Below are 20,638 nucleotides of genomic sequence, written 5' to 3'. Positions count from 1 at the left end.
CGCGTACCGGGCAACAGGATCAGGCCAGAACGGTTCCGGGAGTGAACCATTCGCGACGTGAGTTGAGCAGGTCCTGGGCTGACATAGGTTTTTTGCCAGCTGGCTGCAGGGATAACAGGTTTAAGACACCATCCGCGGTTGCGATCTGAATGCCCTGCTTATCGGCGTGCAGGATTTCGCCCGGCTGTTTATCCTGATGCGGTAACACCGTTGCCTGCCAGACTTTTACCGGTTGATCATCGATAAGAAAATAGCTTACCGGCCAGGGATTAAAGGCACGGATACAGCGCTCCAGCTGCGCCGCCGGCAGCGTCCAGTCCAGCCGGGCTTCCTCTTTGCTGAGCTTTTCAGCGTAGGTCGCCAGAGCGTTATCCTGTACCTCAGGCTGGGCACGGTTGGTCGCCAGCATCGTTAACGTTTGCAGCAGGCCCTGCGGCCCCAGTTCAGCCAGGCGGTCGTAAAGCGAAGCGCTGGTATCGTCCGGACCAATCGGGCAGTTGAGTTTGAGCAGCATATCGCCTGTGTCGAGGCCTGCATCCATCTGCATAATGGTCACACCGGTTTCGCTATCGCCAGCCCAGAGCGCACGCTGAATCGGCGCGGCACCGCGCCAGCGTGGCAGCAGCGAGCCGTGAACGTTCACGCAACCGAGACGGGGCATCGAAAGCACTGCCTGTGGCAGAATCAGCCCATAGGCCACGACGACCATGATATCTGCCTGCAGATCGGCTACCAGCTGCTGGTTCTCTTCCGGCCTGAGTGATTTGGGCTGAAAAACCGGTATACCGTGCGTCTGGGCTAACACTTTTACCGGGCCGGGAGTGAGTTTGTTGCCGCGTCCGGCAGGACGATCGGGCTGGGTAAAGACGCCGGTTACCTGATGCTCAGATGCAAGCAGCGCGTCAAGGTGACGCGCTGCAAAGTCAGGTGTACCGGCAAAAATAATTTTCAACGGTGCAGACACAATTTAGCCTTCTGTTCGCTCTCAGGATGCGCGGGTATTCTGGCGAGCCAGTTTTTCCAGTTTCTGTTTAATACGCTGGCGTTTCAGCGGTGACAGATAATCGATAAACAGCTTGCCGTCCAGATGGTCAATCTCATGCTGAATACAGATTGCCAGCAGGCCATCCGTTTCCAGTTCAAAGCTGTTACCGTCGCGATCCAGCGCGCGAACTTTGACGCGCTCGGCGCGCGGCACAAATGCACGCTGTTCCGGAATAGAAAGGCAGCCTTCCTCGATACCGGTCTCACCACTTTTTTCCAGCAGCTCCGGATTGATGAGCACCAGGCGTTCGTCACGATTTTCAGAGACATCGATAACGATAATACGCTGGTGGATATCAACCTGTGTAGCCGCCAGGCCAATGCCTTCTTCGGCATACATCGTTTCAAACATATCATCGACGATACGCTGAACCCCGGCGTCAACTGCTGCAACCGGTGCAGCAATTTTGCGAAGGCGATCGTCAGGAAAATGTAATACCTGCAAAACTGACATAAATATCCAGATCTATATGCGTTAAAGAAAAGATTACTGGTTCATATTGTAGACTTTTCAGGGCCCGATTGACAGCATTGCACGGCACAGACACGGCGGTCATGGAAGGCAAAATGGAAAAGCTGGAAAGAGTGCTCAGAGCAGCAAACGTACGGGGCCTGAGCGGCCACAAAGCGCACCGCTTTATGACGGCGTTAAAGGCTGCTGACAGAGTGGATGATGAGTGGCTGCGCGCTCAGGGAATGAGTGAACAACAGCGGCAGCACTACCTGGTGCTGTGCCCGCGCCAGCGTGATAACACACTGGCGTGGCTGGAGCAGCCGCAGCATAGCCTGATTGACTGCACGGATGCTCGTTATCCGGAGCGGCTTAAAGAGACAGCGCGCTACCCGACCGCGCTGTTTGTCGCTGGCGATGCAGCAGCGCTTACCCAGCCTCAGCTTGCCGTGGTCGGCAGCCGCAACTGCTCACTTTACGGGAAAGAGTGGGGGGAGTGGTTTACGCAACAGCTGGCCGTAAGCGGCCTGACTATCACCAGTGGACTGGCGCGCGGTATTGATGGTATTGCGCATCGTGCCGCGCTGGCTGCCGGAGGAAAGACGCTGGCGGTACTGGGCAGTGGATTACAGTGCCTCTATCCAAAGCAGCATCAGGCACTGGCCTGCGACATTATCAGTCACGGCGGTGCGCTTATTTCTGAACTGCCGCTGACGTGTGCGCCGCATGGCGTGAACTTCCCGCGACGTAACCGCATTATCAGTGGCTTAAGCTATGGCGTGCTGGTGGTAGAGGCGTCGCTGAAAAGCGGTTCGCTGGTGACGGCGCGTTATGCACTTGAGCAAAACCGCAATGTTTATGCGCTGCCCGGAGCGCTGGGTAACGCCGGCAGTGAAGGCGTGCACTGGCTGATACAGCAGGGCGCACTGCTGGTTGCTCATCCCAATAATATTCTGGAGGATTTGCACTCTACGCTGCAGTGGCTGCCCGTAAACCAATCGGACACAATATATTCACAACTCAGTGACGATGTTCCATTGCCATTTCTCAGCGCGTTGGCTAACGTAGGTGATGAGGTTACACCTGTTGACGTCGTCGCTGAACGTGCCGGCCAACCTGTGCCAGTCATCGCTGCACAATTGCTCGAACTGGAGTTAGCAGGATGGATCGCAGCTGTACCCGGCGGCTATGTCCGATTGAGGAGGGCATGCCATGTTCGACGTACTTATGTACTTGTTTGAAACCTATATTCATAACGAAGCTGAGATGCGCGTTGATCAGGATAAACTCACTGATGATCTAACTGACGCCGGTTTTCACCGTGAAGATATCTACAATGCGCTGAACTGGCTTGAACGGCTGGCGGATTACCAGGAGGGGCTGGTCGCACCGGTATTACTGGCAAACGATCCTCTCTCTATGCGTATCTACACTGAGGAAGAGAGCCAGCGTTTAGATGCAGAGTGTCGCGGTTTCGTGCTGTTCCTTGAGCAGATTCAGGTACTGAACATGGAAACGCGGGAAATGGTTATCGAACGGGTTATGGCGCTTGATACGCTGGAGTTCGATCTGCAGGATCTGAAATGGGTGGTGCTGATGGTGCTGTTTAATATTCCGGGATGCGAAAATGCCTATCAGCAAATGGAAGAACTGTTATTCGACGTCAATGAAGGTATGCTGCATTAATCTGTAATGAATACCCCGGGTAATATGAATAAATCAGCGCTGTTTAGCGTGCGCAAACAGGAACCCTGCCCCGCGTGCGGGGCAGAATTAGTCATACGTTCTGGCAAAACGGGCCCGTTTCTGGGCTGTAGTAACTATCCCGCCTGCGACTATATCCGGCCGATGAAAAATCAGGCGGATGGCCATATCGTCAAGGTGCTGGAAGGGCATGCCTGCCCGCAGTGTGGTGCAGACAAAGTACTGCGTCAGGGACGGTTTGGCATGTTTATCAGCTGCAGCGGTTATCCGGAGTGCCACTATACGGAAGCCGTTGATAAACCTGATGTGACAACTATTGCCTGTCCGCAGTGTGCCAGCGGTAAACTGGTACAGCGGCGCTCGCGCTATGGCAAAACGTTTCACGCCTGCGATCGCTATCCTGAGTGTCAGTTTGCTATTAACGCCACGCCGGTTGACGGTACGTGTCCACACTGCCAGTTCCCCTTACTAATAGAAAAGAAAACTGCACAGGGCGTCAGGCGTTTCTGCGCCAGTAAACGCTGCGGCAAGCCCGTTGTGCCGGAAGAAGAGTAATCATGAACCAGTCTCAATCTATTCCAGGAAGCGCTGACTTTTGCATTGAGCAGCTAAAACAGCAGTGCGTAATCGCTTATCCCACCGAAGCCGTATTTGGCCTTGGCTGCGACCCTGACAGCGAACGTGCGGTAATGGCGCTGCTGCAGCTGAAACAACGGCCGGTTGAGAAAGGATTGATCCTGATTGCCGCTGACTATACTCAGCTGACGCCCTATATTGACGATGAGCAACTGACAGCGGAGCAGCGCGAACGCATGTTTGCCTCCTGGCCTGGTCCGGTAACCTGGGTGGTGCCGGCGCGATCCAGCACACCACGCTGGCTGACGGGGCGTTTCAATTCACTGGCGATCCGCGTCAGTAATCACTCTGACGTTCAGGCATTATGCCGTGGTTTTGGCAAACCGCTGGTCTCTACCAGCGCAAACCTGACCGGCATGCCGCCCTGTCGCACCGCTGCTGAAGTCACTGAGCAGTTTGGCGTTGCGTTTCCGGTGCTGCAGGCAGCCACCGGAGGGCGTCTTAACCCTTCAGAAATCCGCGATGTGCTCAGCGGTGAACTGATTCGCCAGGGCTGACAGATGGAAAACTTTGCCGTTTTTGGCCATCCGATTGCGCACAGTAAGTCCCCCTTTATTCATCGCGAATTTGCCCGGCAAACCGGTATAGCTCACAGCTACGGTCAAATCTGCGCGCCGCTGGATGCTTTTCCGCAGAGGCTGCGCGCCTTTTTCGCTGCGGCGGGGAGGGGGGCTAACGTGACCCTGCCGTTTAAACAGCAGGCGTGGTCGCTGGCTGATGCGCTGAGCGAGCGCGCCAGGCTATCTGGCGCAGTGAATACGCTGCATAAGAGAAGTGATGGCTCGCTTTTCGGAGATAACACCGACGGGATCGGCCTGCTCAGCGATCTGCAAAGGCTGGAGATGATCCAGCCAGGCGATCGGATCCTGCTGGTCGGTGCAGGGGGGGCTGCGCGCGGTGTGATCCAGCCTCTGCTTGCCGCCGGCTGCTCGCTGGTGGTGGTAAACCGCACCGCCAGCCGTGCTGAAGAGCTGGCGCAACAGTTTAGTCACTGCGGAGAGATTGAGGCAGTAAACTTTGCCCGGCTCAGTGCACACGCTTTTGATTTGATCATCAATGCCACCTCCAGCGGTGTTGCAGGCGACATGCCACCTTTACCTGCCACGCTGATTGAGCGCGGGGTACGCTGCTATGACATGTTTTACCAACCGGGCCTGACGCCTTTTCTTCTATGGTGCCAGCAGAAGGGCGCTGACGTCGTGGCGGATGGCGCGGGCATGCTGGTGGGACAGGCTGCACACGCTTTTCAGCTCTGGCACGGTGTCATGCCGGAGATTACGCCGGTGATCGATACACTAAAGCGAGCCATGCAGCCATGAATCAGGCGATTCATTTTCCTGAACGGGAAAGCTGGGATCGGCAGCAGCAGGCAGTCATCTTTCCTGCTCTGGTAAATGGCATGGGAATCACCTGTGCTATTTCTCAGCCCGCGCTTCATGCGCGTTTTGGTGAAGGAGAGGCGATGGCGCTGTTCTGCGCACATCGCTGGGATATAGAAGAGGAAGCTGAAAAGCTTATTCTGGCGGATGCGATCAGCGATCAGGGCTGGGTCTGGCTCTCCTGATTCAGATAATCATCTTTCCATTTGACGTAATTGCCGGATGAGTAAAGCAGGCCGGCAATTTCAGCTTCAGTAAGCGGGCGAATCTGTTTCACCGGACTACCTAAATAGAGATAGCCGCTGACGAGACGCTTGCCGGGGGGGACCAGGCTGCCCGCCCCAATCATGACATCCTCTTCAACAATGGCCCCGTCCAGTACGATTGAGCCCATGCCGACCAGCACGCGATCGCCGATAGTACAGCCATGCAGCATCGCCTTATGCCCGACCGTCACATCTTCGCCAATCAGTAAAGGATATCCCTGGGGATTGGTGGCTGACTTATGCGTGACGTGCAGAACGCTGCCATCCTGTATATTGCTTCTTTTACCAATGATGACGTGATTAACATCACCGCGGATCGCGACCAGCGGCCAGATACTGACATCATCATCTAATCGAACATCACCCACAACAACACTGCTGCTATCTACCATGACACGCTCGCCGGTTTGCGGAAAAGAGTACTTATAAGGGCGCAGGGCTACAGACATGATCTTTCTCCTTTATCAATTATTCCCAGCGTGCAGCTAAATGCAGTGCTGAACAAGGTGAAATTTAACCGGATCGCTCGCGATCGCAGCGAAAAGAACAGAAACTCGCCACTCAGTAAAAAAGATCGAAAAAAGGGGTTGTGCAAAAAATTCGGATCCCTATAATGCGCCACCACTGAGACGGCAAAGCGGCAACGCAGACGGGCTCAGCAGGGCGTGAAGCGATTCACCCCGCCGGAGAAAACGCTGAAAAAAGTGGTTGACTCCGGAGGAGGAAAGCGTAATATACGCCACCTCGCAGCAGACGCCTGAGGCGCTGGCTGCACCGCTCTTTAACAATTTATCAGACAATCTGTGTGGGCACTCGCAGGATTGATATCACAAGCCTACGGGCTTTAAAAAATATCAAGTCTTTGCTGAGTGAACACGTAATTCATTACGAAGTTTAATTCACAGAGCACCGCTTAACTTGTTTAAGCAAATCAAACTTAAATTGAAGAGTTTGATCATGGCTCAGATTGAACGCTGGCGGCAGGCCTAACACATGCAAGTCGGACGGTAGCACAGGGGAGCTTGCTCTCCGGGTGACGAGTGGCGGACGGGTGAGTAATGTCTGGGAAACTGCCCGGTGGAGGGGGATAACTACTGGAAACGGTAGCTAATACCGCATAACGTCTTCGGACCAAAGTGGGGGATCTTCGGACCTCACGCCACCGGATGTGCCCAGATGGGATTAGCTAGTAGGTGGGGTAACGGCTCACCTAGGCGACGATCCCTAGCTGGTCTGAGAGGATGACCAGCCACACTGGAACTGAGACACGGTCCAGACTCCTACGGGAGGCAGCAGTGGGGAATATTGCACAATGGGCGCAAGCCTGATGCAGCCATGCCGCGTGTATGAAGAAGGCCTTCGGGTTGTAAAGTACTTTCAGCGGGGAGGAAGGCGGTGAGGTTAATAACCTCGCCGATTGACGTTACCCGCAGAAGAAGCACCGGCTAACTCCGTGCCAGCAGCCGCGGTAATACGGAGGGTGCAAGCGTTAATCGGAATTACTGGGCGTAAAGCGCACGCAGGCGGTCTGTTAAGTCAGATGTGAAATCCCCGGGCTTAACCTGGGAACTGCATTTGAAACTGGCAGGCTTGAGTCTCGTAGAGGGGGGTAGAATTCCAGGTGTAGCGGTGAAATGCGTAGAGATCTGGAGGAATACCGGTGGCGAAGGCGGCCCCCTGGACGAAGACTGACGCTCAGGTGCGAAAGCGTGGGGAGCAAACAGGATTAGATACCCTGGTAGTCCACGCCGTAAACGATGTCGACTTGGAGGCTGTTCCCCTGAGGAGTGGCTTCCGGAGCTAACGCGTTAAGTCGACCGCCTGGGGAGTACGGCCGCAAGGTTAAAACTCAAATGAATTGACGGGGGCCCGCACAAGCGGTGGAGCATGTGGTTTAATTCGATGCAACGCGAAGAACCTTACCTGGCCTTGACATCCAGAGAACTTAGCAGAGATGCTTCGGTGCCTTCGGGAACTCTGAGACAGGTGCTGCATGGCTGTCGTCAGCTCGTGTTGTGAAATGTTGGGTTAAGTCCCGCAACGAGCGCAACCCTTATCCTTTGTTGCCAGCGGGTGATGCCGGGAACTCAAAGGAGACTGCCGGTGATAAACCGGAGGAAGGTGGGGATGACGTCAAGTCATCATGGCCCTTACGGCCAGGGCTACACACGTGCTACAATGGCGCATACAAAGAGAAGCGACCTCGCGAGAGCAAGCGGACCTCATAAAGTGCGTCGTAGTCCGGATCGGAGTCTGCAACTCGACTCCGTGAAGTCGGAATCGCTAGTAATCGTAGATCAGAATGCTACGGTGAATACGTTCCCGGGCCTTGTACACACCGCCCGTCACACCATGGGAGTGGGTTGCAAAAGAAGTAGGTAGCTTAACCTCCGGGAGGGCGCTTACCACTTTGTGATTCATGACTGGGGTGAAGTCGTAACAAGGTAACCGTAGGGGAACCTGCGGTTGGATCACCTCCTTACCTGAAGATACCTTCCCGCGAAGTGCTCACACAGATTGTCTGATAGAAAGTAATGAGCAAGACGGCTGCGAAGTCGCGACACGATGTGTCCCCTTCGTCTAGCGGTTAGGACTCCGCCCTTTCACGGCGGCAACAGGGGTTCGAATCCCCTAGGGGACGCCACTTGCTTGGTGACAGGTGAAAGGTGTCTCCACAGTATCTCAAAACCGGCTTGCGAGTCGCGTTTGAGATATTTGCTCTTTAACAATCCGGAACAAGCTGAAAATTTGAAACGACCGCGTCGTATTCGTTCTCCGTAATAAGAACGATGCGCGATGCGGCCGGGTCTCAAGATTATCGCGATTCACAGCGTTCAAAACGCCTGTGGGTTGTGAGGTTAAGCGACCAAGCGTACACGGTGGATGCCCTGGCAGTCAGAGGCGATGAAGGACGTGCTAATCTGCGAAAAGCGCCGGCAAGGTGATATGAACCGCTACAGCCGGCGATGTCCGAATGGGGAAACCCGGTGCACTCAGTGCATCATCGCAGCATGAATACATAGTGCTGCGAGGCGAACCGGGGGAACTGAAACATCTAAGTACCCCGAGGAAAAGAAATCAACCGAGATTCCCCCAGTAGCGGCGAGCGAACGGGGAGCAGCCCAGAGCCTGAATCAGCTTGTGCGTTAGTGGAAGCGTCTGGAAAGGCGCGCGATACCGGGTGACAGCCCCGTACACGAAAACGCACAGGCTGTGAGCTCGAAGAGTAGGGCGGGACACGTGGTATCCTGTCTGAATATGGGGGGACCATCCTCCAAGGCTAAATACTCCTGACTGACCGATAGTGAACCAGTACCGTGAGGGAAAGGCGAAAAGAACCCCGGCGAGGGGAGTGAAACAGAACCTGAAACCGTGTACGTACAAGCAGTGGGAGCCTTCTTTATGGGGGTGACTGCGTACCTTTTGTATAATGGGTCAGCGACTTATATTCTGTAGCAAGGTTAACCGCATAGGGGAGCCGTAGGGAAACCGAGTCTTAACCGGGCGCTAAGTTGCAGGGTATAGACCCGAAACCCGGTGATCTAGCCATGGGCAGGTTGAAGGTTGGGTAACACTAACTGGAGGACCGAACCGACTAATGTTGAAAAATTAGCGGATGACCTGTGGCTGGGGGTGAAAGGCCAATCAAACCGGGAGATAGCTGGTTCTCCCCGAAAGCTATTTAGGTAGCGCCTCGTGAACTCATCTCCGGGGGTAGAGCACTGTTTCGGCTAGGGGGCCATCCCGGCTTACCAACCCGATGCAAACTGCGAATACCGGAGAATGTTATCACGGGAGACACACGGCGGGTGCTAACGTCCGTCGTGAAGAGGGAAACAACCCAGACCGCCAGCTAAGGTCCCAAAGTCATGGTTAAGTGGGAAACGATGTGGGAAGGCACAGACAGCCAGGATGTTGGCTTAGAAGCAGCCATCATTTAAAGAAAGCGTAATAGCTCACTGGTCGAGTCGGCCTGCGCGGAAGATGTAACGGGGCTAAACCATGCACCGAAGCTGCGGCAGCGACGCTTGCGTCGCTGGGTAGGGGAGCGTTCTGTAAGCCGCAGAAGGTGGCCTGTGAGGGCTGCTGGAGGTATCAGAAGTGCGAATGCTGACATAAGTAACGATAAAGCGGGTGAAAAGCCCGCTCGCCGGAAGACCAAGGGTTCCTGTCCAACGTTAATCGGGGCAGGGTGAGTCGACCCCTAAGGCGAGGCCGAAAGGCGTAGTCGATGGGAAGCAGGTTAATATTCCTGCACTTGGTGTTGCTGCGAAGGGGGGACGGAGAAGGCTAGGTTATCCGGGCGACGGTTGTCCCGGTTTAAGCGTGCAGGTGTGAGGACCAGGCAAATCCGGTCTTCTTTAACACTGAGGCGTGACGACGAGGCTCTACGGAGCCGAAGTAACTGATGCCCTGCTTCCAGGAAAAGCCTCTAAGCTCCAGGCAACACGAAATCGTACCCCAAACCGACACAGGTGGTCAGGTAGAGAATACCAAGGCGCTTGAGAGAACTCGGGTGAAGGAACTAGGCAAAATGGTGCCGTAACTTCGGGAGAAGGCACGCTGGCGCGTAGGTGGAGGGACTTGCTCCCCGAGCCGAGGCCAGTCGAAGATACCAGCTGGCTGCAACTGTTTATTAAAAACACAGCACTGTGCAAACACGAAAGTGGACGTATACGGTGTGACGCCTGCCCGGTGCCGGAAGGTTAATTGATGGGGTTATCCGCAAGGAGAAGCTCTTGATCGAAGCCCCGGTAAACGGCGGCCGTAACTATAACGGTCCTAAGGTAGCGAAATTCCTTGTCGGGTAAGTTCCGACCTGCACGAATGGCGTAATGATGGCCAGGCTGTCTCCACCCGAGACTCAGTGAAATTGAAATCGCTGTGAAGATGCAGTGTACCCGCGGCAAGACGGAAAGACCCCGTGAACCTTTACTACAGCTTGACACTGAACATTGAGCCTTGATGTGTAGGATAGGTGGGAGGCTTTGAAGCGCGGACGCCAGTCCGCGTGGAGCCATCCTTGAAATACCACCCTTTAACGTTTGATGTTCTAACGTGGGCCCGTTATCCGGGCTGCGGACAGTGTCTGGTGGGTAGTTTGACTGGGGCGGTCTCCTCCCAAAGCGTAACGGAGGAGCACGAAGGTTGGCTAATCCTGGTCGGACATCAGGAGGTTAGTGCAATGGCATAAGCCAGCTTGACTGCGAGAGTGACGGCTCGAGCAGGTGCGAAAGCAGGTCATAGTGATCCGGTGGTTCTGAATGGAAGGGCCATCGCTCAACGGATAAAAGGTACTCCGGGGATAACAGGCTGATACCGCCCAAGAGTTCATATCGACGGCGGTGTTTGGCACCTCGATGTCGGCTCATCACATCCTGGGGCTGAAGTAGGTCCCAAGGGTACGGCTGTTCGCCGTTTAAAGTGGTACGCGAGCTGGGTTTAGAACGTCGTGAGACAGTTCGGTCCCTATCTGCCGTGGGCGCTGGAGAATTGAGGGGGGTTGCTCCTAGTACGAGAGGACCGGAGTGAACGCACCGCTGGTGTTCGGGTTGTCACGCCAGTGGCACTGCCCGGTAGCTAAGTGCGGAAAAGATAAGTGCTGAAAGCATCTAAGCACGAAACTTGCCCCGAGATGAGTTCTCCCTGGCTCCCTGAGAGCCCTGAAGGGACGTTGAAGACGACGACGTTGATAGGCCGGGTGTGTAAGCGCAGCGATGCGTTGAGCTAACCGGTACTAATGACCCGTGAGGCTTAACCTTACAACGCCAGAGGCGTTTTGAGAGACCCGATTTTCAGCTTGTTTTGCCGGATAACAGAATTTGCCTGGCGGCCACAGCGCGGCGGTCCCACCTGACCCCATGCCGAACTCAGAAGTGAAACGCCGTAGCGCCGATGGTAGTGTGGGGCCTCCCCATGCGAGAGTAGGGAACTGCCAGGCATCCAATTAAAGCGTGCTGATATGGCTCAGTTGGTAGAGCGCACCCTTGGTAAGGGTGAGGTCCCCAGTTCGACTCTGGGTATCAGCACCAGTTTTAAAAAAAGCATGAGTTCGGGTAAAAGAATTTGCCTGGCGGCACTAGCGCGGTGGTCCCACCTGACCCCATGCCGAACTCAGAAGTGAAACACCGTAGCGCCGATGGTAGTGTGGGGCCTCCCCATGCGAGAGTAGGGAACTGCCAGGCAAAAACGCGCAGCCATAAAAAAGCCCCTGCTGCATGGCAGGGGCAGAGCTAAGGGCGCTGAGATCAGTGAATAACCTGCGACAGAAACGCGCGGGTACGCTCTGAGCGTGGATTAGCGAAGAACTCCTCTGGCGGCGCCATCTCTACGATCTCTCCCCGATCCATAAAGATCACCCGGTCAGCCACCGTACGTGCAAATCCCATTTCATGCGTCACACACAGCATGGTCATGCCATCTTCTGCCAGGCCAATCATGGTATCCAGCACCTCTTTTACCATCTCAGGATCAAGGGCTGAAGTCGGCTCGTCAAACAGCATAATTTTGGGTTTCATACAGAGCGAACGGGCTATCGCCACACGTTGCTGCTGACCACCAGAGAGCTGTCCCGGACACTTATGTGCATGTTCGGCGATGCGCACCCGCTCAAGGTAGTGCATCGCCAGCGCTTCCGCCTCCTTCTTCGGCATCTTTCTCACCCAGACAGGGGCCAGCGTGCAGTTCTGCAGAACGGTAAGATGCGGGAACAGATTAAAGTGCTGAAACACCATGCCGACTTCGGTGCGTACCCGTTCGATGTTACGCACGTCATCGTTAAGATGAATACCGTCCACGACGATACGTCCCTGCTGATGCTCTTCCAGATGGTTGATACAGCGAATAGTGGTCGATTTTCCTGAGCCTGACGGGCCGCAGAGTACAATGCGCTCACGCGGTTTAACCTGCAGATTAATATCCTTAAGCACGTGAAACTGTCCGTACCACTTGTTCACGTTTTCGAGCGTAATCATCATAGCGTTAGCCGCCGTCGTTATTGTGGATGTCATAGTAAACCTCAGTGCGCTTTACGCCCGGTGTGAAAACGCTTCTCCAGATACTGGCTATAGCGCGACATGCTAAAACAGAAAATCCAGTAGACCAGTGCAGCAAAGACATAGCCTTCTGTGGACATGCCCAGCCATGCAGGATCGACCGTGGCCTGCTGCACGCTGCTGAACAGATCAAACAGGCCGATAATGATCACCAGACTGGTATCTTTGAAGAGTGCGATAATGGTATTCACCAGTCCGGGGATCGTGAGCTTAAGTGCCTGCGGCAGGATCACCTGCGCCTGCGTCCGCCAGTATCCCAGCGCCAGCGACTCAGCCGCTTCATACTGGCCTTTTGGCAGCGCCTGCAGACCGCCGCGCACCACTTCCGCCACATAGGCGGACTGAAACAGAATCACGCCAACCAGCGCCCGAACCAGTTTGTCGATAGTCGTGCCTTCCGCCATAAACAGCGGCAGCATGACAGAGGACATAAACAGCACGGTGATCAGCGGTACGCCCCGCCAGAACTCAATAAAAATAACGGATAGCGTCCGCACCACCGGCAGGTTTGAGCGCCGGCCCAGTGCCAGCAGAATACCCAGCGGTAATGCGCCGGCGATACCGACGGAAGCGATAATCAGCGTCAGCGTCAGGCCACCCCACTGACGGGTTTCCACCCGCTCCAGACCAAAATAGCCGCCATAAAGCAGCAGCCACACCGTGACCGGATAGAGCACCGCCCAGCAGGCAAGATAGCGACCACGGCGCGGCATGGCGCGGATAAAGAGCGGAATGACTGACAGTAAACCGATAATCAGAGCCAGGTTGATTCGCCAGCGCAGTTCGTGCGGATAGAGTCCATACATAAACTGACCAAAGCGCGCATAGATAAACACCCAGCAGGCCCCCGCTTTAGTGCAGTCAGCCCGGGTTTCGCCCAGCCAGTTTGCCTGAAATATCAGCCAGTTCAGTGCCGGTGGAATGACACTCCAGATGAGCCACAGACTGACCAGCGTAAGCAGGGTATTCAGCCAGCCGGAGAAGAGATTTTTGCGCGCCCAGCTCCAGCTCTTCTGCAGCAGATTACTGCTTACCGGCGGCGTTTCATGCGTTGTCACAGACATAGTGTTTCGTTCCCTTAACGCTCAACCAGCGCAATTTTGCGGTTATAGAGGTTCATCAGCAGGGAAATGGTCAGGCTGATAATGAGATAAACCGCCATGGTAATCGCAATGGTTTCTATTGCCTGACCGGTCTGATTAAGCACCGTACCGGCAAACAGCGACACCATATCGGGGTAGCCGATAGCGGCGGCCAGCGACGAGTTTTTGACTACGTTTAAATACTGACTGGTCAGCGGAGGAATAATGACGCGCATCGCCTGGGGAATAATGACCTGGCGTAGCGTCACAGGATTCGGCAGTCCCAGCGAGCGCGCCGCTTCACTCTGGCCATGTGGTACTGACTGAATACCGGCGCGGATCACCTCAGCAATAAATGAAGAGGTATAAATGGAGAGCGCCACCGTCAGCGCCGCCAGCTCCGGAATCATCACAAAGCCACCGCGGAAATTGAATCCGCGTAGCTCAGGCACATCCCAGTGCACGCCTGCGCCGAACAGGGTATGGGCAATCAGAGGCAGCAGCACAATGAGCCCGGCTGCAGCGGGCCAGGTACGACGCAGCTGACCGGTTTTCAGCTGATGTTTACGATTGAAGCGAAACAGCGCCAGACTGGCGATAATGCTTAACGCCAGCGCAGCCAGAAACGGCAGCGTACCAGGTGCATACTGGGGCCATGGAATATACAAGCCACGATTGCTGACAAAGGCGAGGTCAAAGGCGTTCAGCGCCTGGCGCGGACCCGGCAGATTACGCAGTACGGCAAAGTACCAGAAGAAAATCTGCAGCAGCGGCGGAATATTACGGAACGTCTCGATATAGATGGCAGAGAGCTTACGCAGCAGCCAGTTATCGGACAGGCGCGCCAGGCCTACCGCAAAGCCAAGCAGGGATGCAAAGACGATGCAAAGGGCGGAGACCAGCAGGGTATTGGTCAGCCCGACCATAAAGACCCGGGCGTAGGTATCTCCCTCGGTGTAGTCAATCAGATGCTGAACAATACCAAAACCGGCACTGCGCTCCAGAAAGCCAAAACCTGACGTAATGCCGCGGTTAGCCAGATTGATAATGGTGTTGTGGATTAAATATCCCACCACGGCCACTACCGCAATAATCGCGACAAACTGGTAAAGCCAGGCGCGAACCGCAGGGTTACCGAATGAAAAATCCCTTTTCACGGTTGGGCGTTGCGACATGTTGAAACCTCAATGATAGATACGCGTGGGCGCCACAGGACGCGGCGCCCGACTGGCACAGCAGTAAATCAGCGCACTGGCGGTGCGTACTGAATACCGCCCTGATTCCAGAGCGCATTCTGTCCGCGTGCAATTTTCAGCGCGCTATCTTTACCGACGTTGCGGTCAAAAATTTCCTGATAGTTGCCCACCTGCTTAATGATGTTATAGGCCCACTTATTATCAAGTTTCAGGTCTTTACCAAAGTCGCCTTCTGCACCCAGCAGATGCGCCATATCAGGCGTGGTCGGTTTTGCTGCCATCTGATCGACGTTCTTTGAGCTGATGCCCATCTCTTCGGCATTCAGCATGGCAAACAGCGACCACTTAACAATCGTAAACCAGTCGTCGTCACCGCGACGTACCAGCGGCCCGAGTGGCTCTTTGGAGATCACTTCCGGCAGTACGATAAATTCGTCAGGCTTGCCCAGCTTGATACGCAACGCATAGAGCTGGGATTGATCGGAGGAGAGCGTATCGCAGCGGCCGCTATCAAGCGCTTTGGCTGACTCATCGGAGCGGTCAAAGGTGACCGGGGTGTACTGCATTTTATTCGCTTTGAAATAGTCGGCGACATTCAGTTCGGTATCGGTACCCGCCTGAATACAGACCGTTGCGCCATCCAGCTCTTTGGCACTTTTCAGTCCCGCTTTCTTATGCGTCAGAAAGCCAATGCCGTCATAGTAGTTTACGCCGGCAAACAGAAAGCCCATGCCGCCATCGCGTGAAGAGGTCCAGGTAGTATTACGCGACAGGATATCTACTTCGCCCGACTGCAGCGCAGTAAAGCGCTCTTTAGCCGTCAGCGGGGTATATTTAACCTTGCCGGCATCGCCAAACACGGCGGCGGCGGCGGCACGGCAGACATCCACATCAATACCCGTGAATTTGCCGCTGGCATCTGCGTACGAGAAACCAGGCAGTCCATCACTGATCCCACACTGCACAAAGCCTTTCTTTTTAATTGCGTCCAGAGTAGCGCCTGCATGCGCCTGCTGAGTCACGCTCAGCAGCGTGGCAGCGGCAATCAGGGTGGAGAGCATCATCTTTTTCATAAAGCATCCTGTGTGGCGGTTCGTCTGTTGTTATTGTGGTGTGCACTTTGTAGTGCACTGCTGTCTGTCAGTGGCAATTAGCCATCCAGCCTGTTGCAAAGCTGATGCCAGGTTTGCAGCCGGCTGAATTCTTCAGGAAAGAGCGTCAGAAAAGGGCAGGAAGTAACGTGCGGTTACTATCGCGCACCAAAAGGCAGCATGACGAGTCGCCGCGATCACAAATAGTGCAAATAGTTTCACTATTGGAGCGCAGTGTGAGCTACCGCTCGTTAGCCGGACCCGTTAATGCCGCTATGCGTAAACGCAGCAGTGGCCGGGGATAGTGCCAGGCACGTGTTAACAGCCCGCAGATTTACGCAGGAGAGGAAGCAGGAAAAATGACGCAGGAGATTGCAACGATAGTTACCATTCAGGCGGTAACTGTTTCACGCGAGGTAACAGACGGAAGCGGCGACAGAAACAAAAACGCCAGCCCGGAGGCTGGCGTTATCGCAGCAACGAACAATTAGTTCATGCCGTATTTTTTCAGCTTCTTACGCAGAGTACCACGGTTGATACCCATCATCAGGGCTGCACGGGTCTGGTTGCCACGGGTATACTGCATTACCATGTCCAACAGAGGCTGCTCAACTTCAGCCAGTACCAGCTCATACAGATCACTAACATCCTGACCATTCAGTTGAGCAAAATAGTTCTTCAGTGCCTGTTTAACCGAATCACGCAGTGGCTTTTGGGTCACCTGATCCTGTGAGTTAACGGTAGAAACGGTCAGTACGTCAGAATTTACGCGTTGTTCGAACATAGTTCTTTCAGCTCTTTATTTCGTTTACGCAAGATTTTCGAAGTATGCCTCCAACGCCTCCAGCTGTTCGCTGGCATCCTCAATGGCGTTGAATGTGCGCCGAAACTGGTCGTCAGGGGCACTTTCCTGCAAATACCAGGAAACGTGTTTTCGGGCAATACGGTATCCCTTGCGCTGACCGTAAAAGTCGTGCAGCTCCCGTATATGTCCAATCAGCATTTGCTTCACCTCTGCCAGCGGCTTTGGTGCAAGCAGCTCCCCTGTGTCCAGATAATGCTGGATTTCCCGGAAGATCCACGGTCTTCCCTGAGCAGCACGTCCTACCATCAGAGCATCTGCCCCGGTGTAGTCGAGCACTGCCCTGGCTTTATGCGGGTCAGTTATGTCCCCATTCGCGATAATCGGAATGGAAACGCTCTGCTTAACTGTCCGAATGCTGTCGTATTCAGCCTGCCCCTCAAACAAACAGGCGCGGGTGCGTCCATGAATGGTGAGAGCCTGAATGCCACAACGTTCAGCCAATTGGGCAATCTCTGTACAATTACGATTTTCTTTGTCCCAGCCGGTGCGAATTTTCAGCGTAACCGGTACGTCTACTGCGTTAACCACCGCACGGAGAATCGATTCTACCAGTTGCGGATGCTGCAGCAGCGCGGAGCCAGCCATCTTACGATTCACTTTTTTAGCCGGACAGCCCATATTGATATCGATAACCTGCGCGCCAGACGCAACGTTAATTCGCGCGGCGGCAGCCATCTCATCGGGATCGCAGCCAGCAATCTGCACGGCACGAATGCCGGGCTCGTCACTATGCACCATACGCAGCCGGGATTTGTCACTGGCCCAGACTTCCGGGTTAGATGACAGCATCTCGGAGACAGTCATACCGGCGCCGTTCTCGTAACAGAGTGTGCGAAATGGCTTGTCGGTTACTCCGGCCATAGGCGCAGCAATGAGGCGATTACGTAGCTGGTGGTGTCCAATGCGCATGAAAAAAGAAGTGACCCTAACTGTTCGCAAGGCGGCGTATATTACGCATTTTTTCCGGAAGATGAAAGGCCAAACTTTGAACAACAGCCTCTTAACATTAAAGTCTGTGCGCTGCGACCATCATTCCTCTCACAATAGCCTTTTAAAATCATGTATTTAAATATTTAAGGCGAAATTGTGAACAAAAGTTTTTCTGAATTCAGACCGCAAAACACGATATAAAAGCCGTGATTTTAACGAATTAACCACAGAATTAACGGCTATTTGCGCAAATTTAATACAAAATTATTCTGTCCGAAGACAGGGCAGGTGCCGCACGCTATCTGTTCCGAAGAAACCCCAGGCTTGCGCTTGCAGACCTGGGGCAAAAACTAACGCAGGCGCCCGGTAATACGGCACCACTCCTCTTTCTCCGCAACCGGATCAAGCGCGAAGCGCTCAGCGTAAGCTTCACAGACGCTTTCTGCCTGACTGGCCAGCACGCCAGAGAGGCCGAGGTAGCCGCCTGCTTTTGGCAGAACGCCAATCAGCGGTGCCAGTTCGCGCAGCGGGCCCGCCAGAATATTGGCGACCACCACGTCAGCCTGCAGGTTTTCAGGCTGCTGATGTGGCAAGTAGAGCGACAGGCGATCTGCCACGCCGTTGCGTTCAGCATTATCACGACTCGCCTGAATGGCCTGCGGATCGATATCGATCCCGATCGCCTGTGCGGCACCCAGCTTGAGCGCGGCGATCGCCAGAATGCCGGAGCCGCAGCCAAAGTCGATCACCGTTTTGCCCTGCAGATCGAGACCATCCAGCCAGCTCAGGCAGAGTGAGGTGGTAGGGTGAGTTCCGGTGCCGAAGGCCAGGCCGGGATCGAGCATAACGTTGACCGCGTCCGGATCGGGAACATCGCGCCAGCTTGGACAGATCCACAGGCGCTCACCAAAGCGCATCGGATGGAAGTTGTCCATCCACTCGCGCTCCCAGTCTTTATCTTCGATCTGCTCGATCTTGTAGTGAAAGGTTGATCCCGGCACCGGCTGCAGACGCAGTGCGGCTACCACCTCATCCATATCACTTTCGGCGTCAAACAGGCCGATGACATCAGTATCACCCCACAACCGGGTTTCACCCGGGAGGGGTTCATACACCGGATTGTCGTGCGTATCCTGAAACGTTACTGAGACAGCACCCACTTCCATCAGAGCATCGCTCAGCGGCTCAGCCTGTTCTCCGGTGCTGTTAATCTTGATTTGAATCCATGGCATAGCGTTTCTCTTTATTTCAGTGCAGCGTCGTGCGTCGCAGACGCGCTGCCAAACAGGTTACCTGCCAGAAAAGCGAGCAGGCTCAGGGTGAGCGCGGGAACAATAGGGTGGAGTCCCCACCATTCAATATTCAGGCTGGCGAGCAGCGTATAGCTTCCGGCACCAGCGATCATACCGCTGATGGCCCCGGCAGCGTTGGCGCGCTCCCAGTAGAGACCCAGCACCAGCGGCCACAGAAAGACCGCTTCCAGCCCGCCAAACGCCAGTAGATTAAGCCAGATGATCATATCCGGCGGATTCCAGGCCGCCAGCAGCAGCAGGATGCCCAGCACAAAAGTAATCGTGCCGGAGAGCATGCGCAGCCGCGCTTCATTTTCACTCTGCCGGGGCGCAATACGCAGATAGAGATCTTTGATCAGCGTAGCGGATGCCTGCAGGAGCTGCGCGTTAATGGTCGACATAATAGCCGCCATCGGTGCGGCAAGAAAAATGCCGGCTGCCATCGGCGGCAGTACGGTAATCATCAGCGTCGGGATCACCTGGTCAGGTATGGTTAAATCGGGCAGCACCGCACGTCCCAGCGCACCAGCCAGATGCATCCCCAGCATCAGGAGCACCACCACGATGGTGCCGAGAATGATCCCGCGATGCATCGCCTTGCTGTCTTTGTAAGAGATGCAGCGTACGGCGGTATGCGGCAAACCGATGACGCCAAAGCAGACCAGTACGGCGAATGAGCTGAGAAAGGCAGGTGTAATCACATTGCCTGCCCCTTCCGGCGACACCAGCTGCGGATCGATAGCGCGCAGCGTGCTGACCGCGTGACTCAGCCCGCCGGCATGATGAATAACGGCAAACAGCAGCAGAAACGTGCCAGCCAGCATCACCAGCCCCTGCATCGCATCGTTCAGCACGCTGGCGCGAAAGCCCCCGAAAGCCGTATAAAGGGCGATAGTCCCGCCAAAAATCAGCAGGCCCGTATCGTAAGGAATGCCCGCCGCCGTTTCCAGCAGGCGAGCGCCGCCGATAAACTGCACGGTCATAGCACCAATAAATGCCACCAGCAGGCTGATACTGGCCAGCCAGATCAGCAGTGGGCTGCGATAGCGACCATAAAGCATATCGTTGAGCGTTACTGCGTTATAGCGCCGGGCCAGAATGGCAAATTTCTTGCCGAGCACGCCCAGTGATAGCCAGACGGCAGGGACCTGAATCATCGCCAGCAGTACCCAGCCCAGACCATATTTATAGGCGGCACCAGGACCCCCTATAAATGAGCTGGCGCTGATATAGGTTGTGGTCAGCGTCATGGCCAGCACAAACCCGCCCATGGAGCGGCTGCCGAGAAAATATTCAGTCAGAAAACTGCCCTGGCGCTGTTTGCGCATGGCGATTACCGACAGCACGGCGATCAGTACCAGGTAAGCCAGCAGCGGCAGAAGGATCTCACTCTCCATCACGGTCCTCCAGTGACATATCACGGAAAATGACGCGGACCATCAGCGCACAGAGTCCGGTAAACAGTAGCGGTGCAAATATGCAGGAGAGTTCGAACCAGCGGGGCAGGCCAGATATTCCGCTTTGCGTGCCGCCGAGCCAGGCAGACAGGGCCCACACCAGCAGATACGCGAGAGAGAGGCCCAGCGACCAGCGCGCCTCTTTGTTCGCTTGTAGAAAACGCCAATCCATCAGATAACCTCACAGGCG

18 protein-coding genes, 2 tRNA genes and 4 rRNA genes are annotated in these 20,638 nt (G+C 55.0%); 12 read left to right on the top strand and 12 right to left on the bottom strand.

From position 1 onward, the window contains the following. Window positions 1–19: 19 nt before the first annotated feature. Both fmt and def read right to left on the bottom strand, forming a co-directional pair. The gene (fmt, locus tag LAC65_RS14440) at window positions 20–964 is read right to left on the bottom strand and encodes a methionyl-tRNA formyltransferase (protein ID WP_039380759.1); all 945 of its coding nucleotides are present in this window, start codon (window positions 962–964) and stop codon (window positions 20–22) included. Window positions 965–985: 21 nt separating this feature from the next. After that, window positions 986–1,498: a peptide deformylase gene (gene def, locus LAC65_RS14435; protein ID WP_039380757.1), complete on the bottom strand. Its 513-nt coding sequence runs from the start codon at window positions 1,496–1,498 to the stop codon at window positions 986–988. Window positions 1,499–1,611: 113 nt separating this feature from the next. On the opposite strand from def, the gene dprA reads away from it, so the two are divergent. The 6 genes from dprA to LAC65_RS14405 are packed head-to-tail and all read left to right on the top strand — an operon-like array spanning window position 1,612 to window position 5,399. Then, window positions 1,612–2,736, top strand: coding sequence for a DNA-protecting protein DprA (gene dprA, locus LAC65_RS14430; protein ID WP_039385656.1), 1,125 nt, complete (start codon window positions 1,612–1,614; stop codon window positions 2,734–2,736). After that, window positions 2,708–3,181, top strand: coding sequence for a DUF494 family protein Smg (smg, locus tag LAC65_RS14425; protein WP_039380755.1), 474 nt, complete (start codon window positions 2,708–2,710; stop codon window positions 3,179–3,181). Before dprA ends, smg begins: the two co-directional genes overlap by 29 nt. Before the next feature lie 24 nt (window positions 3,182–3,205). Beyond that, the gene (locus LAC65_RS14420; protein WP_039385655.1) at window positions 3,206–3,754 is read left to right on the top strand and encodes a DNA topoisomerase family protein; all 549 of its coding nucleotides are present in this window, start codon (window positions 3,206–3,208) and stop codon (window positions 3,752–3,754) included. 2 nt (window positions 3,755–3,756) lie between these two features. After that, a complete protein-coding gene (tsaC, locus tag LAC65_RS14415; protein WP_039380753.1) occupies window positions 3,757–4,332 on the top strand; it encodes an L-threonylcarbamoyladenylate synthase type 1 TsaC in 576 nt (191 codons plus the stop codon). 3 nt (window positions 4,333–4,335) lie between these two features. Then, window positions 4,336–5,154: a shikimate dehydrogenase gene (gene aroE, locus LAC65_RS14410; protein WP_039380751.1), complete on the top strand. Its 819-nt coding sequence runs from the start codon at window positions 4,336–4,338 to the stop codon at window positions 5,152–5,154. Continuing rightward, the gene (locus tag LAC65_RS14405; protein ID WP_039380749.1) at window positions 5,151–5,399 is read left to right on the top strand and encodes a DUF1488 family protein; all 249 of its coding nucleotides are present in this window, start codon (window positions 5,151–5,153) and stop codon (window positions 5,397–5,399) included. The genes aroE and LAC65_RS14405 overlap by 4 nt, the downstream gene beginning before the upstream one ends. Here the strand turns inward: LAC65_RS14405 and LAC65_RS14400 are convergent. After that, window positions 5,375–5,929, bottom strand: coding sequence for a gamma carbonic anhydrase family protein (locus LAC65_RS14400; protein ID WP_039380747.1), 555 nt, complete (start codon window positions 5,927–5,929; stop codon window positions 5,375–5,377). The genes LAC65_RS14405 and LAC65_RS14400 overlap by 25 nt on opposite strands. A 490-nt stretch (window positions 5,930–6,419) precedes the next feature. Here LAC65_RS14400 and LAC65_RS14395 point away from each other — a divergent pair. The 6 genes from LAC65_RS14395 to rrf (LAC65_RS14370) all read left to right on the top strand — a co-directional run bounded on the left by LAC65_RS14395 (window position 6,420) and on the right by rrf (LAC65_RS14370) (window position 11,665). Next, window positions 6,420–7,962, top strand: a 16S ribosomal RNA gene (locus LAC65_RS14395). An 87-nt stretch (window positions 7,963–8,049) separates the two neighbouring features. Continuing rightward, a tRNA-Glu gene (locus LAC65_RS14390) sits at window positions 8,050–8,124 on the top strand. 212 nt (window positions 8,125–8,336) lie between these two features. Beyond that, window positions 8,337–11,242: ribosomal RNA gene (locus LAC65_RS14385) — 23S ribosomal RNA — on the top strand. A 63-nt stretch (window positions 11,243–11,305) separates the two neighbouring features. Further along, window positions 11,306–11,421 (top strand): 5S ribosomal RNA (gene rrf, locus LAC65_RS14380). Window positions 11,422–11,436: 15 nt separating this feature from the next. Continuing rightward, window positions 11,437–11,512 (top strand) — tRNA-Thr (locus LAC65_RS14375). Between the two features lie 37 nt (window positions 11,513–11,549). After that, window positions 11,550–11,665, top strand: a 5S ribosomal RNA gene (rrf, locus tag LAC65_RS14370). The 16S, 23S and 5S rRNA genes sit together here with 2 tRNA genes alongside, the layout of an rRNA operon. Before the next feature lie 63 nt (window positions 11,666–11,728). On the opposite strand, the gene LAC65_RS14365 is transcribed toward rrf (LAC65_RS14370), so the two are convergent. The 9 genes from LAC65_RS14365 to LAC65_RS14325 form a co-directional block, all read right to left on the bottom strand. Continuing rightward, window positions 11,729–12,490: an amino acid ABC transporter ATP-binding protein gene (locus LAC65_RS14365; protein ID WP_039380745.1), complete on the bottom strand. Its 762-nt coding sequence runs from the start codon at window positions 12,488–12,490 to the stop codon at window positions 11,729–11,731. Between the two features lie 8 nt (window positions 12,491–12,498). Further along, window positions 12,499–13,599, bottom strand: a complete 1,101-nt coding sequence (locus tag LAC65_RS14360; protein WP_039380742.1) for an amino acid ABC transporter permease — start codon at window positions 13,597–13,599, stop codon at window positions 12,499–12,501. Window positions 13,600–13,613: 14 nt separating this feature from the next. Then, window positions 13,614–14,792 (bottom strand): amino acid ABC transporter permease, encoded by a 1,179-nt coding sequence (locus tag LAC65_RS14355; protein ID WP_039380739.1) that lies wholly within the window; start codon window positions 14,790–14,792, stop codon window positions 13,614–13,616. A 68-nt stretch (window positions 14,793–14,860) separates the two neighbouring features. Then, the gene (locus LAC65_RS14350; protein ID WP_039380737.1) at window positions 14,861–15,886 is read right to left on the bottom strand and encodes an amino acid ABC transporter substrate-binding protein; all 1,026 of its coding nucleotides are present in this window, start codon (window positions 15,884–15,886) and stop codon (window positions 14,861–14,863) included. 505 nt (window positions 15,887–16,391) lie between these two features. Continuing rightward, the gene (gene fis, locus LAC65_RS14345) at window positions 16,392–16,688 is read right to left on the bottom strand and encodes a DNA-binding transcriptional regulator Fis (protein ID WP_003855228.1); all 297 of its coding nucleotides are present in this window, start codon (window positions 16,686–16,688) and stop codon (window positions 16,392–16,394) included. Between the two features lie 24 nt (window positions 16,689–16,712). Beyond that, a complete protein-coding gene (gene dusB / locus LAC65_RS14340; RefSeq protein ID WP_039380734.1) occupies window positions 16,713–17,678 on the bottom strand; it encodes a tRNA dihydrouridine synthase DusB in 966 nt (321 codons plus the stop codon). Between the two features lie 371 nt (window positions 17,679–18,049). Continuing rightward, complete coding sequence (gene prmA / locus LAC65_RS14335) at window positions 18,050–18,931, bottom strand: 50S ribosomal protein L11 methyltransferase (protein WP_039380731.1); 882 nt, start codon at window positions 18,929–18,931, stop codon at window positions 18,050–18,052. Window positions 18,932–18,942: 11 nt separating this feature from the next. Beyond that, on the bottom strand, window positions 18,943–20,388 hold the full coding sequence (gene panF / locus LAC65_RS14330; protein WP_039380727.1) for a sodium/pantothenate symporter: 1,446 nt from the start codon (window positions 20,386–20,388) through the stop codon (window positions 18,943–18,945). Continuing rightward, window positions 20,378–20,620, bottom strand: a complete 243-nt coding sequence (locus LAC65_RS14325; protein WP_039380724.1) for a YhdT family protein — start codon at window positions 20,618–20,620, stop codon at window positions 20,378–20,380. Before LAC65_RS14325 ends, panF begins: the two co-directional genes overlap by 11 nt. Window positions 20,621–20,638 lie beyond the last annotated feature (18 nt).

This window comes from Pantoea eucrina, assembly GCF_020079945.1.
GTDB classification, from domain to species: Bacteria; Pseudomonadota; Gammaproteobacteria; order Enterobacterales; family Enterobacteriaceae; genus Pantoea; species Pantoea eucrina.
The sequence above is the reverse complement of the archived record's forward strand: the minus strand, read 5'-3'. Positions and strand labels throughout refer to the sequence as shown.